The 13,637-nt window shown below is 70.1% G+C and carries 12 protein-coding genes; 7 read left to right on the top strand and 5 right to left on the bottom strand.

The window, feature by feature from the left end; all coding sequences use genetic code 11:
- Window positions 1-4: 4 nt before the first annotated feature.
- Window positions 5-1,651 (top strand): glycoside hydrolase family 3 protein, encoded by a 1,647-nt coding sequence (locus tag QSK10_RS22355; protein WP_285664886.1) that lies wholly within the window; start codon window positions 5-7, stop codon window positions 1,649-1,651.
- Between the two features lie 91 nt (window positions 1,652-1,742).
- Complete coding sequence (locus QSK10_RS22350) at window positions 1,743-2,384, top strand: hypothetical protein (protein WP_285664885.1); 642 nt, start codon at window positions 1,743-1,745, stop codon at window positions 2,382-2,384.
- Between the two features lie 113 nt (window positions 2,385-2,497).
- Here the strand turns inward: QSK10_RS22350 and QSK10_RS22345 are convergent, their stop codons facing one another.
- Window positions 2,498-2,704, bottom strand: a complete 207-nt coding sequence (locus QSK10_RS22345; RefSeq protein ID WP_285664884.1) for a hypothetical protein — start codon at window positions 2,702-2,704, stop codon at window positions 2,498-2,500.
- A 238-nt stretch (window positions 2,705-2,942) separates the two neighbouring features.
- Here QSK10_RS22345 and QSK10_RS22340 point away from each other — a divergent pair, with 238 nt between their 5' ends.
- Entirely contained in the window at window positions 2,943-4,148 is a 1,206-nt protein-coding gene (locus QSK10_RS22340; RefSeq protein ID WP_285664883.1) for a glycosyltransferase, read from the top strand.
- A gap of 61 nt (window positions 4,149-4,209) precedes the next feature.
- Window positions 4,210-4,755: a DinB family protein gene (locus tag QSK10_RS22335; RefSeq protein WP_285664882.1), complete on the top strand. Its 546-nt coding sequence runs from the start codon at window positions 4,210-4,212 to the stop codon at window positions 4,753-4,755.
- Between the two features lie 51 nt (window positions 4,756-4,806).
- On the opposite strand, the gene QSK10_RS22330 is transcribed toward QSK10_RS22335, so the two are convergent.
- The gene (locus QSK10_RS22330) at window positions 4,807-5,409 is read right to left on the bottom strand and encodes a carbonic anhydrase (protein ID WP_285664881.1); all 603 of its coding nucleotides are present in this window, start codon (window positions 5,407-5,409) and stop codon (window positions 4,807-4,809) included.
- Between the two features lie 247 nt (window positions 5,410-5,656).
- On the opposite strand from QSK10_RS22330, the gene QSK10_RS22325 reads away from it, so the two are divergent.
- Complete coding sequence (locus QSK10_RS22325; protein WP_285664880.1) at window positions 5,657-6,901, top strand: glycosyltransferase 87 family protein; 1,245 nt, start codon at window positions 5,657-5,659, stop codon at window positions 6,899-6,901.
- A 707-nt stretch (window positions 6,902-7,608) separates the two neighbouring features.
- Here the strand turns inward: QSK10_RS22325 and QSK10_RS22320 are convergent.
- The 3 genes from QSK10_RS22320 to QSK10_RS22310 form a co-directional block, all read right to left on the bottom strand.
- Window positions 7,609-8,535, bottom strand: a complete 927-nt coding sequence (locus QSK10_RS22320; RefSeq protein ID WP_285664879.1) for a carbohydrate ABC transporter permease — start codon at window positions 8,533-8,535, stop codon at window positions 7,609-7,611.
- Entirely contained in the window at window positions 8,532-9,515 is a 984-nt protein-coding gene (locus tag QSK10_RS22315) for a carbohydrate ABC transporter permease (protein WP_432705355.1), read from the bottom strand. Before QSK10_RS22315 ends, QSK10_RS22320 begins: the two co-directional genes overlap by 4 nt.
- A 100-nt stretch (window positions 9,516-9,615) precedes the next feature.
- Window positions 9,616-10,929, bottom strand: coding sequence for an ABC transporter substrate-binding protein (locus tag QSK10_RS22310; protein ID WP_285664878.1), 1,314 nt, complete (start codon window positions 10,927-10,929; stop codon window positions 9,616-9,618).
- A 258-nt stretch (window positions 10,930-11,187) separates the two neighbouring features.
- Between QSK10_RS22310 and QSK10_RS22305 the strand changes: the two genes are divergently transcribed.
- Both QSK10_RS22305 and QSK10_RS22300 read left to right on the top strand, forming a co-directional pair.
- Window positions 11,188-12,552 (top strand): GH1 family beta-glucosidase, encoded by a 1,365-nt coding sequence (locus QSK10_RS22305; RefSeq protein ID WP_285664877.1) that lies wholly within the window; start codon window positions 11,188-11,190, stop codon window positions 12,550-12,552.
- Window positions 12,552-13,547, top strand: coding sequence for a LacI family DNA-binding transcriptional regulator (locus tag QSK10_RS22300; protein ID WP_285664876.1), 996 nt, complete (start codon window positions 12,552-12,554; stop codon window positions 13,545-13,547). The genes QSK10_RS22305 and QSK10_RS22300 overlap by 1 nt, the downstream gene beginning before the upstream one ends.
- Window positions 13,548-13,637 lie beyond the last annotated feature (90 nt).

Raw genomic sequence — 13,637 nt, 5'->3', positions numbered from 1 at the left:
CGGGATGCTTTTCGCAAAGCTGTCCCGCCGGTCCCTGCTGATCTCGTCGTGCGCGGCCGCGCTCGCCGCCTGCTCCCGGAAGGAGGAGCCGAGGGCTCCCGCCTCGTCCAGCCCCTCGCCGGAGTTCGATCCGGCGGCTATGGTGTCGGCCATGACGGACGAGGAACTGCTCGGGCTCGTGCTGATGCCGCACGCCTTCGGCCATGAGGCCGAGGACGTGACCGACGCGTCGAAGGCCGCCAACCGGGCCCACGCGGGAGTCGACACCCCGGCGGAGATGGTGCGCAAGTACCACCTGTCGGGACTGATCCTGATGCGCTTCTCGGCCGAGGACCCCACCGCCGGGACGAATCCGACGAGCAACCTCGACTCCCCCGAGCAGATCGGGCGGCTGACGTCCGGTCTGCAGAAGGCCGCCGGTGACAAGCTGCCGCTGATCATCGGCATCGACCAGGAGTTCGGCGCGGTCACCCGCATCACCTCCGGCATCTCGGCACTGCCGGCGGCGATGGGCTTCGGCGCCGCGGCCGATCCGGGGCTGACCGAGCGCGCGTGGCGGGGTGTGGGCGGCGAGCTGATGCGCCTGGGCATCAACGCCGATTTCGCGCCCACCGCCGACGTGCTGGCCAACCAGGGCAACACCGTGATCGGTTCCCGCTCCTACGGTTCGGACCCGGCGGCGGTCGCCGCGCAGGTCACCGCGGTGCTGGCGGGGCTGTCCGGCGCGGGCCTGGCGGGCGCGGTGAAGCACTTCCCCGGGCACGGCAACACCGACGTGGACAGCCACCAGGGCCTGCCGGAGCTGGACCAGCCGAAGGCGCAGCTGCTGGAGGAGGACCTGGTCCCGTTCAAGGCGGCCTTCGCGGCGGGCGTCCCGATGGTCATGTCGGGGCACCTGGACGTGCGCGCGATCGACCCGGGCGTCCCGGCGTCGCTGTCGAAGAAGGTCCTGGTGGACCTGCTGCGCGGTGAGCTGGGCTTCAAGGGCGTGTGCATCACCGACGCGTTCCAGATGGCGCCGATCACCGAGCGGTACGGGCCGCGTGAGGCGTCCCTGCAGGGGCTGCTGGCGGGCAATGACCTGATCCTGATGCCGGAGAACGTGACCGAGGCCTACGCCGGGCTCAAGGAGGCGCTGAAGGACGGGCGCCTGCCGCGCGAGCGCCTCGTCGAGGCCGCCACGCGCGTGGTGGCGCTGCGGCAGTGGCTCAAGACGCACGCCAACGGTGGCGCGGAGCTCGGCTCGGCCGCGCCGGTGGCCGCCGAGATCGCCCACGCGGCCGTCACGCAGGTCGCCGGGTGCGGGCAGACCGTCTCGGGTCCGGTGCGCCTCACCGGCGGTGCCGACGCCACCCGCGAGCGGCTCGCCAAGGCGCTCAAGGAGCGCGGGGTGGCCGTCTCGGCGAGCGCGCCGACGACGGTGCAGCTGACCGGGTTCCTGGACACCGCCGCCGACGTCGACCCGCGCGCGGAGGTCACGGTGTCCACCGACACCCCCTATAACCTGGCCAACGTGGACTCGCGCATCCGGCTGGCGGCCTTCGGGACGACGTCGTTCTCCATGGACGCCGTCGCCGACGTGCTGACCGGGCGGGCGAAGGCGACCGGGCACCTGCCGGTGCCGGTGAAGGGCGTCGACGACGGCTGCTGAGGCGGGCCCGCCGCGAGGGGCCCGGATCGGCCGGGACGCCTGGCGTCCGGTCCGTACGATGGGCCCCACCCCGAGACTGTGAGGCGTCGCGATGACCAACCCCCCGCAGCTTCCCAACGACGTCCCCCTGTGGCCGGAGGAAGCACGGCCCGCCCCGCCGAAGCCGAAGGCCCCCGCGCCGACGCCGGGCAACCCGCTGTGGGACGCGCCGCCCGCCTCCGCCTCGGTTCCGCCGCCGCAGCCCTCGGCGGGCAGCTACTCGCTGCCTCCGGCCAGTTCGGCCGGGATGTCGCGCGCGGGCGCGCAGAGTCCGCCTCCGCCGCCGCCTCCTCCCGCGCCCTCGCAGCGCCGTGCGGCCGCTCCCCCGCCGCCCGCGCCGGCCTATGAGCCGGTGGCGCACACGTCGTACGAGATGGAGCCGTACCCGGCCACGCCGGCCTACGAGAGCCCGCAGTACGAGTCCTCGCGCGAGCCCTACGACCCGCGCGCGGCGGCACCGGACTACCAGCCCGCCCCTGTGGCCGAGCACCGTCCGGCCCCCGCGGCGTGGCAGCCGCCGCCGCCGCTGCCTCCGGCGACGAGCGGTGGGGCGAAGGTCCTGCGCGTGTTCCGGATCGCCTTCGGGCTCCTGCTGCGCGGCATCGGCCGCTGCTTCTGGTGGATCGGGCGGCTGATCGAGCGCTGGGGGCTGATGCTGGCTCCGCCGCGGCGGAAGGCGGCGCCGCCCCGCTAAGGGGCGAGGCGTGCTCGCCGGGCGATCGTGGCCCGGTGGGGCGGCCGTCGGTGCCCACTCGGGGATGGGCCGGGGGCGGTGGCTTGTGCGTGCGAGGGAATCGGCGAGCGAGGTCAGCCGAAGGCCCGCGAGAATCCCCGCAGGCAGCACAGGACCACCAGCACGACGAGCAGCGCCATCGCCCACCACGGCGTCGCCTGCCACCACTGCTTGAGCTGCCGTTTGACGCGCCTGCCGTCGTCGGGGAAGTCGTCGTGCCGGTCGGGGCCATGCCCATCAGAGCCCTGCCCGCCGGGTATGTCGCCGTTCTCGTCGCCCATGCCGGGAAGTTACGAGAGGCCGGTCATGATCGCCATCGGCCGGTCGGCGTGCGTCTCTGCCTGCCCGGCAGATCTGTGCGCGCGGTGGCTCTGTGGACGGTGGGCGCGGCGAACTCCCCGCCACTATCAACATATATCGGCATGGGGCACTTGCCGCAACCCCCCGCCAAGGGCGCATAATCGCCCCCGGCCCGGGGTCCCCGGGCGTCCGGCACGCGGGAGGGGCGGCCATATGACGATGCGCGTACTTCTTTCCACCATCGGTTCCCGGGGCGAGGTCCAGCCGGTCACCGGCCTGGCGGTGGCGCTTCGGGAGCGGGGCGCCGACGTGCGGATCGTGGCGCCGCCGGACTTTCGCGAGCTCGTCGAGGACCTCGGTTTCGCGATGGTGCCCATCGGCCCGACGCTGCGGCGCCCGCCGGGCACCGGCGACTGGGCGGCGGGGATGACGCCAGAGAAGGCGCGGAAGCTGACCGAGGACACCGTGCGGGAGCAGTTCGCGGTGGTCGGTGAGGCCGCGCGGGACCGGGACGTCGTGGTCGCGGCCGGGTCGCTGCAGATCGCCGCGCGCTCGGTCGCCGAGAAGCTCGGTGTCCCCTACATCTTCGCCGCTTACTGCGCCATCAGCCTGCCCTCGCCGCTGCACGCGCCGCCGAGGATGCCGTGGCAGCGGCCGGGGGACGGCATCGAGGAGATGTGGGCGCAGGAGGCCGTCCAGTGGAACGCGCTGTTCGGCCCGCTGCTGAACCGGCATCGCGCCGAACTCGGCCTCGCGCCCGTCGGCGACGTGCGCGAGCACGTGCACACCTCCTCGCCGTGGCTGGCCGCCGACCCGGTGCTGGGGCCGTGGCCGGAACCCGATGACGAGGGGGTCTTCACCACCGGCGCGTGGCTGCTGGCCGACGAGCGGCCTCTCCCCGGCGAGGTGGAGGCGTTCCTGCGCGCGGGCGGGCCGCCGGTCTACTTCGGTTTCGGCAGCATGACCGCGCCGCCGGAGCTGGGCGCGGCGATGGTCGAGGCGGCGCGGCGGGACGGCGCGCGGGCGATCGTGCAGCGCGGCTGGGCCGGGCTCGACACCGGTGCGGCCGGACCGGACGTGCTCGCCGTCGGCGAGGTCAACCAGCGGGCGCTGTTCCCGCGCGTGGCGGCGGTGGTGCACCACGGCGGGGCGGGGACGACGACCACGGCGGCGCTGGCGGGCGTCCCGCAGGTGGTGGTGCCGCAGCGTTTCGACCAGTTCTACTGGGCGGCCCGGGTGGAGCGGCTCGGCATCGGCGTGGCGCATCCGCCGCAGGCCCCGGACGCCGCCTCGCTCGCGGGCGCGCTGGCCGCGCTCACCGCCGTGACCGGCGCGAACGCGCGACGGGTCGCGCGGGACGTGGTCACCGACGGCGCGGACATCGCGGCGGGCCGCATCTCCCGAACGGTTGAGGACCGTATCTGACCGCAACGGCTCATAGAGTGAGGTCAGAAGCCGAGAGAGACCTTCCGAAAGGCGGAACCACATGGTTGCCCACGTTCCCGCAGGCGCCTCCGACGACGAGCGCGGCCTCCTCCTCCGGTTCATCGCCGAGGGACGCGCCGGGCTGCGCCGCTCGGTGCTGGGCCTGAGCGACGAGCGGGCCGGTGAGCGCGCCACGGCCAGCGAGCTGACCCTGTCCGGGCTCGTCAAGCACGTCGCCGAGGTCGAGCAGGGCTGGATCGCCCGCGCCAAGGGCGTCGACCCGGCCGTGGCGCGCAGCCAGGAGAACTGGGACGAGTGCTTCCGGCTGGTCGGCGAGGAGACGGTGGCCGGGCAGCTCGCCTACTGGGAGAAGGTCGCCGCCGAGACCGAGGCCTACGTGCTCGGGCTCGACGGCATCGAGGTGACCGTGCCGCTGCCGGACGAGCCGTGGTACCCCAAGGAGGACATCTCGGTGCGCTGGATCCTGCTGCACCTGATCCGCGAGATCAACCGGCACGCCGGGCACGCCGACATCATCCGCGAGTCGATCGACGGCAAGACCGCGTGGGGCCTGATGGCCGAGGAGTCCGGGGAGAACTGGGGCTGAGCGTGAAAAAAGAGGGGGCCGACGCGGCCCCCTCTTTTTGCGTTCGGTGGTTCAGTCCACGATCCGGACAAGGCCCGATTCGAGGTCGTAGCGCGCGCCGACGACGTAGGCGGCCTTGAGGGCCTTGGCGGCGCGCAGCTCGGAGACGGTGTGGATGACCTGGAGGCGCATCGCCGCCTCGTACGGGTTCTGCGGGTCCTCCCGCAGCGCCTGCGCCGAGGAGCGGTACAGGGACCCCACGAGGTATGACATCGAGCCGCTGCCGTAGGCGGGAGCGTCGCGGGCGGCGTCCACACCCAGGGTGATGGCGCCGCAGTTGCCGTGGCCGAGGACCACGATCAGCGGCACGTCGAGCTTGGCCACCGCGAATTCGAGCGAGCCGATGGCCGCCCGGTCGGGCACGTGCCCGGCGGTGCGGACCACGATCAGCTGGCCGAAGTCCTGATCGAAGAGCGCCTCGGCGGTCACCCGCGAGTCGATGCAGGTGAAGACGGCCGCGATGGGGTTCTGCGAGTTGGCGTGGCGGCGTGCGGCGGCCACGTCGTGGCCGTGCTCCGGCGTCCCGGCGACGAAGCGACGGTTGCCCTCTTGCAGCATGCGCAGGACCTCGGTCGCGCTGGGGCGCGTCTCCTCCGCGGACAACTTGATCGACATGTCAGCGATCCTGCCAGCGTCGTTCAGGCAGCCGCAAGCCTTTCCCGAATGGGTCTCATGAGGGACCGCAGTGATGGCTCGCACATTCACGTGTGGCGGCATGAAGAGTCGTCGCACGGGCATGTTCGGGAGGATACGCGGCTTTTCGCATATTAATGCAGAGGACACGCGGGACGTCCCAAGGACCGGGACTTGCCCCGGTCGTCTAGGCTGCGAATCGGATCCCGACCCGGTCGAAGAAGGCCACATGCCCCTTGAGCTGCGCGAGCCCGCGCGCCCGACAGCAGAATCGTCCACAGTCGACGCCACCAGGCGGCGCCGGCGGGTGCGCTACACCCTCATCGCGCTCATCACCGCCTGGATCGCGCTGCCCCTGGCCGCGATCCCCTTCTACCGGCTCTACGACCTGCGGATCTACCACAACGCCATCCAAGCCTGGCTCGGCGGCGCCGACCTGTACGCCTACTACCAGGGCAACCTCAAACTCGGCTTCACCTACCCGCCCTTCGGCGCGTTCTTCCTGACCCCGCTCACCGCGTGGCCCATGTGGATCTCCGGGATCCTCACCACCACCGCCGGGATCGTCTCCCTGCTCGCCTGCGTCTACTTCGTACTCGCCCCCTACGCGCAGAAACGCGGCTGGAACGTCTGGACGCTCGTCCTGGGCGTCGGGCTCATCGCCGCCTTCGTCGAACCCGTCCGCCAGACCCTCGGCTACGGGCAGATCAACCTCGTCCTGGCCGCCTTCGTGCTCGCCGACATGGCCGGGATCCGCAGCGGCAACAAGTGGGCGGGTGTGGGCATCGGACTGGCGACGGCCGTGAAGCTCACCCCGGGGTTGTTCATCGTGTACCTGCTGGTCGCCCGGCAATGGCGGGCGGCGGCGGTGGCTTGCGCGACGACCTTGGCTGCGTGGGGGCTGGCTTTTCTGGCCGCGCCGCAGTCCTCGGCGACGTACTTCGGGAACGTGCTGTGGAACTCCGGGCGGATCGGGCGGGCGGACTTCACGCCCAACCAGTCGCTCGGTGGGCTTTTGGCGCGGCTCTATGACCGGACCAGTACGCCTCAGCTCTTGTGGGTGGCGTTCGGGTTGGTGGTGCTGGCACTCGGGCTGACGCGGGCGCTGGCGGCGCACCGAGCCGGGGATGAGGCGGCGGCTTTCACGCTGGTGGGGTTGACGGCGAATGTGGTTTCGCCGATTTCCTGGTCGCATCATCTGGTTTGGGTGGTGCCGGCGGTGCTGGTGATGGGGGTTGTGGGGGTGGAGCGGCGGTCGCGGGGCGTGCTCTTTTGGGCGGTGGGGACTTATCTTTTGTTCGTGGTTTCGCCGATTTGGTTTTATAGCCCTTGGAGTAGTACGCATTGGGGGGATGGGGCTATGCGGGTGATTTGTGAGAATAGCTTTGCGGTGGGGTTGATTGTTTTGGTGGCGGGGATGCCGTTTTCGGTTCCGTTTTTGCGGGGGCGGGTTCCTAGGGCGCGGGTGGGGTAGGGGGTTCTCTCCCCTGCGTGCCCCGTGCCCCGTGCCCCGTGCCCCGTGCCCCGTGCCCCGTGCCCCCAACGAGCCTCAGCCGCCGGGCGCGCTTCTGTCACCGCTCGGGCCGTCTCGCTTCTGGTCTCTCTTCCCCGCGGATCGACCGTCCTCTATTCGCCGTGCTGGGGCTATGTCACGGTCGCCGTCTGGTCAGGGCTTTCAGCCCTGGGACCCGACCAGGGGTGCGGCCCCTGGACGCCGGACCTCTCTCGGGAGGCTCCACCCGCGTTCGGCCTTTGCGACGGTGAACGATGAACCCCGGGGTGTCAAGCCAAAGAACGCGGCTTGACACCCCGAGAACCCTCGTTCGAAGAACCATCCGGCCGACCGAGGGAGGATCCTCTCCTATCCCGAGACAGCTTCAGCGGATCTGGTCTCGGGGTCGCGGTTTGTTCGCGGGTTGCGGGCCGTCTCGGTCCAGCTCTAAAACAACAGGCTCTCGACCCCACCCGGGTTCTGACCCCGTAGCGGGCCAGTCACCTTGCCCGGGTCTAAAACAACGAGCTTCTGTCCGTGCCCGGGTTTTGACCCCGTTGCCCGCCAGTCACCTTGCCCGGGTTAGAGCCCATCCCATCTCATCGCGTCCGGTCCGGTCCGGTCCGGTCCGTCCTGCATGGCGAAGCCCCCGCCGGGTTCTTCGGCGGGGGCTTCGTTCTTCGTTCGGGTCAGCCCTTCACCGATCCGGCGAGGAGGCCTCTCACGAAGTAGCGCTGGAGTGCCAGGAACACGATCAGGGGTACCACGATCGAGATGAAGGCGCCCGCCGTCAGGCGTTGCCACTCCTCGCCTCTGCTGCCCGCGAGTTCCGCCAGGCGGACTGTCATGGGGGCTGTTTCTTTTCCGTTTCCGAAGACGAGGGCGACCAGGAGGTCGTTCCACACCCACAGGAACTGGAAGATGGTCAGCGAGGCCAGGGCCGGGGTGACCAGGGGGAGCACGATCTTGCGGAAGATGGTGCCGTGGTTGGCGCCGTCGACTCGGGCTGCTTCGATCACGTCTCCGGGGAGTTCCGACATGAAGTTGTGCAGGAGGAACACCGCGAAGGGTAGGGCGAAGCAGGTGTGGGCGAACCAGATCTGGATGAACTTCTGTTCGTCCTCGAAGCCGAACCAGGCTTGGAACATCTGGAGCAGGGGCACCAGTGCCATCTGCAGTGGGACAACCTGGAGGGCGAAGATCAGCACGAACAGAGTGTCGCGTCCTTTGAACCTGATCCAGGACAGCGCGTAGGCCGCGAAAGACGCGAATGCCACCGGGAACAGGACCGCGGGGATCGTGATCACCAGGGAACTGAAGAAGTAGCTGCCCAGGCGGCCCGACGAGGTGTCCGAGAGCAGGACCTGCGTGTAGTTGTCGAAGGTGAAGGCGGGGTCGGTGAAGAAGTTCCACCAGCCGTTGGTCTTGATCTCGCCTTCCGGACGGAAGGACGACAGTAGGAGCCCGAAGGTGGGTGTCGTCCAGAGGAGGGCGATGACCAGGGCGATGAGGCTCGCGGTGCGGCCGGTGAGGCGTTTCTTGGCCCGGCCGGCGCGGCCGGGGCCTTTCTCGGCCTTCGGCTCGGGCTGGTCGGTGGTGACCGTGGCGGTCGTCATCGTTCCTCCCGGCGGGCCCGCATCGCGCGGACCTGGTAGAAGATGATCGGCGTCACCAGTACGAACAGGAACACCGCTAGGGCGGCGCCGTGGCCCTTGTCGAGGAGCCGGAACGCCTGGGTGTACATCTCGTTGGCGATGACGCTGGTCTTGAAGTTGCCGGCGGTCATGGTGCGGACCAGGTCGAACAGCTTCAGGGCCGCGATCGACATCGTCACCAGGACGACGACGATGGCCGGGCGGATCGACGGGACGGTCACCCGCCAGAACATCTGCCAGGCGTTGACGCCGTCGAGGCGGGCGGCCTCCACGATCTCGGTGGGGATGGCCTTGATCGAGGCCGACAGGACCACGGTGGCGAAACCGGTCTGGATCCAGACCATGACCACGATCAGGAAGAACGTGTTCCACGGCGGATTCAGCAGCCACTGCTGGGGTTCGCCGCCGAGCCAGACCACGATCTGGTTCAGCAGGCCGATCTGGTCCTCGCCCTCGGGCTTGTAGGCGTAGACGAAGCGCCAGATGATGCCCGCGCCGACGAAGGAGATGCCCATCGGCAAGAACACCAGGGCCTTGGCGAGGGCCTCCACCTTCAGGCGGTCGATCATGATGGCGTAGATCAGCCCGATGCCGGCCGACAGGATCGGCACCGCGATGACCCAGATCAGGGTGTTGCCGAGGACGCCGCGAATGTCGGGGTCCTTGAACATCCAGGTGTAGTTGGCCACGCCGACGAAGCTCTCGCCGTCCTTGTCGAAGAAGGACAGCCAGACCGTCCGCAGGGCCGGGAACAGCAGGCCGACCGCCAGCAGCAGCACGGTCGGGAAGAGGAAGACGGCCGCCGCGAAACGCCCCTTGTCGAAGCCGGGCAGGCGGTCCACCAGGAACAGCAGGAACCCGACGACGAGAACGAAGGCGACGACGCCGATGCCGAGCTGACCGAACTTGGGCAGCTCATCGAGAATGTCGATCTGATCCACTCAAGACCTCCATCCGCCCCGGACGGGGCCGCCCGGGCCGCCGCGCCGCCGGTGAGGGCGGAACGGCGCGGACCCGGGCGGACGCATCCGGTACGGCTAGTTACTTCGGCCAGGCGGCCTCGATGGCGGCCAGGGTCGCCTTGGTGTCCTTGCCCTCGGCGATCCAGGCGGTCATCTCCTTCCAGAACTTGGCGGAACCGACCTCGGCGGGCATCAGGTCGGAGCCGTCGAAGCGGAAGGTGGCGGTGTCGTCCCGCAGCAGCTGCATCGACAGCTTGATGACCGGGTCGGTGGCGTTGTTCGGGTCGGCCTGCTTGTTGGCCGTGGTGAACGGGCCCTTCTTCATGCGCTCGTTGAAGAAGACACCGGAGGCCAGGTACTGGCGGACGGCCTCGACCTCGGGCCGGTCGGTGAACGCGGTCACGAACTGGCCGGCGCCCAGGATCGGCTTCTTGGCGGCGTCGTCACCGGGCAGGTAGAAGGCGAACACGTCGCCGTCCTCGGCGACCTTGGTGCCCTGCGGCCACTGCGCGGCGTAGAAGGACGCCTGGCGGTGCAGACCGCACTTGTTCTCCAGGATCGGCAGACCCGCCGCCTGGAAGGAGGTGGTGGCGATGGCCGAGACCTTGCCGACGTAGTCCTGGTTGCGCAGGATCGAGCCGACGCGGTCCAGCGCGGTGGCGATGGCCGGGTCGTCGAACGGGATCTCGTGCTTGACCCACTTGTCGTAGGTCTCCGGACCGGCGGTGCGCAGGACCATGTCCTCCAGCCAGTCGGTGGCCGGCCAGCCGGTGGCCTCGCCGGACTCGATGCCGGCGCACCACGGGGTGGCGATGCCGTCGGCCTTGATCTTGTCGGTCAGGGTGATCAGCTCGGCCCAGGTCTTCGGGACGGCGTAACCCTTCTCCTTGAACAGCTTCGGCGAGTACCAGACGAAGGACTTGACGTTGGCGTCGAAGGAGGTGCCGTACAGCGTGCCGTTGACGGTGCCGTAGTTCTGCCAGTCCTTGCTGTAGTTGGCCGTGACGATCGACTTCAGCTTCTCGCTGGCCGGCTTGAGCTTCCCGGCGAACTTGGCCATCAGGCCGGGCTGCGGGAACACCGCGATGTCGGGGGCGTTGCCGCCGTCCACACGGATGCCGATCTGGGCCTCGAAGTCGCCGTTGCCCTCGTACTTGATCTCGATCCCGGTGCACTCCTCGAAGTCCTTGAACGTCGCCGTCAGCTGGTCGGCCTCGGCGTCACGGACCGTGGAGTACATCGTGACCTGGGTGTCCTCGTGCTTGCCGAAGTCGGCGTACGGGGCGCAGTCGGCGCTCCCGCCCTTGTCGGCCTTCCCGCAGGCCGAGAGGGCCAGCGGGACGCTGACCGCCGCCACCGCGGCCAGCAGCCAGCGCTTCCTCATGTTCGACATCCGTCGTGCCTCCTCTGCGACCACTGTGGATGGTCGCGCGCGTTCCCTTCCCCGAGCGCCCCATTGGGAGCGCTCTCAGCGAAGAGTGGTGAAGCCAATCACTGATGTCAAGTGCTTGTTACCCAATGGTTATCATCCGATTTCTGGACCCGGTCTTGACATCGGCGCAGGTCCTCCACAACGCTCTTGAGAGCGCTCTCATGGTTCTTGCAGGAGAGTGATCACGGTGGCCGATCCGTTATGCGGGAGGGTGTGAGGATGAGCGGACTGCGGTTTCCCGACGGGTTCGTGTGGGGCGCGGCGACGGCCGCCTACCAGGTGGAGGGTGCCACCGGCGACGACGGCCGGGGACGGTCCATATGGGACACGTTCTCGGCGGTTCCGGACGCGGTGAGCGAGGGCCACACCGGCGAGGTGGCCTGCGAGCACTACCTCCGCTACGGCGAGGACGTCAAGCTCATGGCGGGTCTGGGCCTGAACGCCTACCGCTTCTCCATCGCCTGGCCGAGGATCCAGCCCTCGGGCTCGGGCCCGGTCAGCAGCCGCGGCCTGGCCTTCTACGACCGGCTCGTGGACGAGCTGTGCGCGGCCGGGATCGCGCCCGTCGCGACCCTCTACCACTGGGACCTGCCGCAGGCCCTCCAGGACCGCGGCGGCTGGGCCGCCCGGGAGACCGCCGAGCGCTTCGGCGAGTACGCCGACGTGATGACGGCACGGCTGGGCGACCGCGTCCGCACCTGGTTCACCATCAACGAACCGTGGTGCGCGGCGTTCCTGGGGTACGCCTCCGGTGATCACGCGCCCGGGATCACCGCCCCGGCGCAGGCCTTCGCCGCCGTCCACCACCTGCTGCTCGGGCACGGCCTGGCCGCGCAGGCGATCGCGGCCAACGGCGCGGGCGCGACGTCCATCGCGCTCAACTGCACCGCGGTCCGGGCGGGCTCGGCCTACCCGGAGCACGATGAGGCGGCCGTCCGGCAGATCGACGGTCTGCAGAACCGGATCTTCCTGGAGCCGCTGCTGCGCGGCGAGTACCCCGACGACATGGTGAACCTCGCCGAGCGCTTCACGCCGCAGTGGTACGTGAAGGCCGGGGACGGGGCGATCATCCGGCAGCCCCTGGACGTCCTGGGCCTCAACTACTACACGCCGACGTGGGTGCGGACGCGCCCGGGCGCGCCGGGTTCGCCGGCGCATCCGGGCAGTGAGGGCATGGACTTCACCGCGCCCACCGGCCCGGTCACCGAGATGGACTGGCGGGTCGACGCCACGGGCCTGACCGACCTGCTCACCCGGATCGCCGCCGACTACCCGGGCCTGCCGTTGATGATCACCGAGAACGGGGCGGCCTACGCCGACCAGTCCGTCGTGGACGGTCAGGTGCGCGACACCGACCGGATCGCCTACCTCGACGCGCACCTGCGGGCCGCGCACACCGCGATCGAGGCGGGGGTCGACCTGCGCGGGTACTTCGCGTGGTCCCTCATGGACAACTTCGAGTGGGCCTTCGGGTACACCCGGCGCTTCGGGCTCGTGCACGTGGACTACGCCACGCAGCGCCGCACGCCCAAGGCCAGCGCCGACTGGTACCGGGCGGTGATAGCGGCCAACGGGCTCACGTGATGTCGCGTCCCACACTCGAACAGGTCGCGCGCCTGGCCGGGGTCTCCCGCGCCACCGTCTCCCGCGTCGTCAACGGCGGCGCGGGGGTCTCGGCGGCGGTGCGCGACGCCGTCCGCGCGGCGGTCGACAGTCTCGGCTACGTGCCCAACCCGGCCGCGCGCAGCCTGGTCACCCGGCGCACCGACTCCATCGCGCTGGTGGTCTCGGAGTCGACCGCGCAGGTCTTCGGCGACGACCCGTTCTTCGCCGACATCGTGCGCGGGGTCTCGGCGGAGCTGGAGCTGTCCGACAAGCAGCTGGTGCTGCTGACCACCGACACCGCCGCCGGGCGCGACCGCGTCCGGCGGTACACCAGCGCGCACGTGGACGGCGTCCTGCTGGTCTCCCATCACGGGAACGACCCGCTGTACACCGCCCTGAACGCGCAGGGGCCGCCGGTGGTGTGCGGCGGGCGCCCGCTGTACGCGGCGAACACGTCCTATGTGGACGTGGACAACACCGGCGGCGCGTACAAGGCCGTCGACTACCTCATCCGCGCCGGGCGCCGGCGCATCGCCACGATCGCCGGTCCGCAGGACATGAACGCCGGCGTCGACCGGCTCACCGGGTACCGCGCGGCGGTGCAAAAGCACGGGCGGCGGGCCATCGTCGCCTACGGCGACTTCAGCCGCGACAGCGGGCAGGCCGCGATGCACGCGCTGCTGGCCGACGAGCCGGACCTGGACGCGGTGTTCTGCGGCTCGGACCTGATGGCGGTGGGCGCCCTGGCGTCCCTGCGCGCCAAGGGCAGGCGCGTGCCCGACGACGTGGCGGTGATCGGCTTCGACGACATCCAGCAGGCCCGCTACGCCGAGCCGCCGCTGACCACCGTCCACCAGCCCTCTCCCCTGCTGGGGCGGGAGATGGTGCGGATGATGACGCGCATCCTGTCGGGGGAGGTGCCCGTCGAGCCGGTGACGCTGCCGACGCAGCTGGTGCTGCGGTCGTCGGCATGACCTAAGAGGGGCGCGGAATTACCTATACGGCGACGGATTCCGCGCCTCTCCGTCGTCCGTAGATTCGTTCCTGTCAGCGAGAAACACCCC

The sequence above is a fragment of the Actinorhabdospora filicis genome (genome assembly GCF_030269765.1).
Lineage (GTDB): Bacteria > Actinomycetota > Actinomycetes > Mycobacteriales > Micromonosporaceae > Actinorhabdospora > Actinorhabdospora filicis.
This window is presented reverse-complemented; position numbering and strand designations above follow the sequence as displayed.

Excerpts from the sequence above, each read along its gene's own strand:
- QSK10_RS22355 (WP_285664886.1), top strand. The coding sequence starts at position 5 with ATGCTTTTCGCAAAGCTGTCCCGCCGGTCCCTGCTGATCTCGTCGTGC.
- QSK10_RS22350 (WP_285664885.1), top strand. The coding sequence starts at position 1,743 with ATGACCAACCCCCCGCAGCTTCCCAACGACGTCCCCCTGTGGCCGGAG.
- QSK10_RS22345 (WP_285664884.1), bottom strand. The coding sequence starts at position 2,704 with ATGGGCGACGAGAACGGCGACATACCCGGCGGGCAGGGCTCTGATGGG.
- QSK10_RS22340 (WP_285664883.1), top strand. The coding sequence starts at position 2,943 with ATGCGCGTACTTCTTTCCACCATCGGTTCCCGGGGCGAGGTCCAGCCG.
- QSK10_RS22335 (WP_285664882.1), top strand. The coding sequence starts at position 4,210 with ATGGTTGCCCACGTTCCCGCAGGCGCCTCCGACGACGAGCGCGGCCTC.
- QSK10_RS22330 (WP_285664881.1), bottom strand. The coding sequence starts at position 5,409 with ATGTCGATCAAGTTGTCCGCGGAGGAGACGCGCCCCAGCGCGACCGAG.
- QSK10_RS22325 (WP_285664880.1), top strand. The coding sequence starts at position 5,657 with ATGCCCCTTGAGCTGCGCGAGCCCGCGCGCCCGACAGCAGAATCGTCC.
- QSK10_RS22320 (WP_285664879.1), bottom strand. The coding sequence starts at position 8,535 with ATGACGACCGCCACGGTCACCACCGACCAGCCCGAGCCGAAGGCCGAG.
- QSK10_RS22310 (WP_285664878.1), bottom strand. The coding sequence starts at position 10,929 with ATGTCGAACATGAGGAAGCGCTGGCTGCTGGCCGCGGTGGCGGCGGTC.
- QSK10_RS22305 (WP_285664877.1), top strand. The coding sequence starts at position 11,188 with ATGAGCGGACTGCGGTTTCCCGACGGGTTCGTGTGGGGCGCGGCGACG.
- QSK10_RS22300 (WP_285664876.1), top strand. The coding sequence starts at position 12,552 with ATGTCGCGTCCCACACTCGAACAGGTCGCGCGCCTGGCCGGGGTCTCC.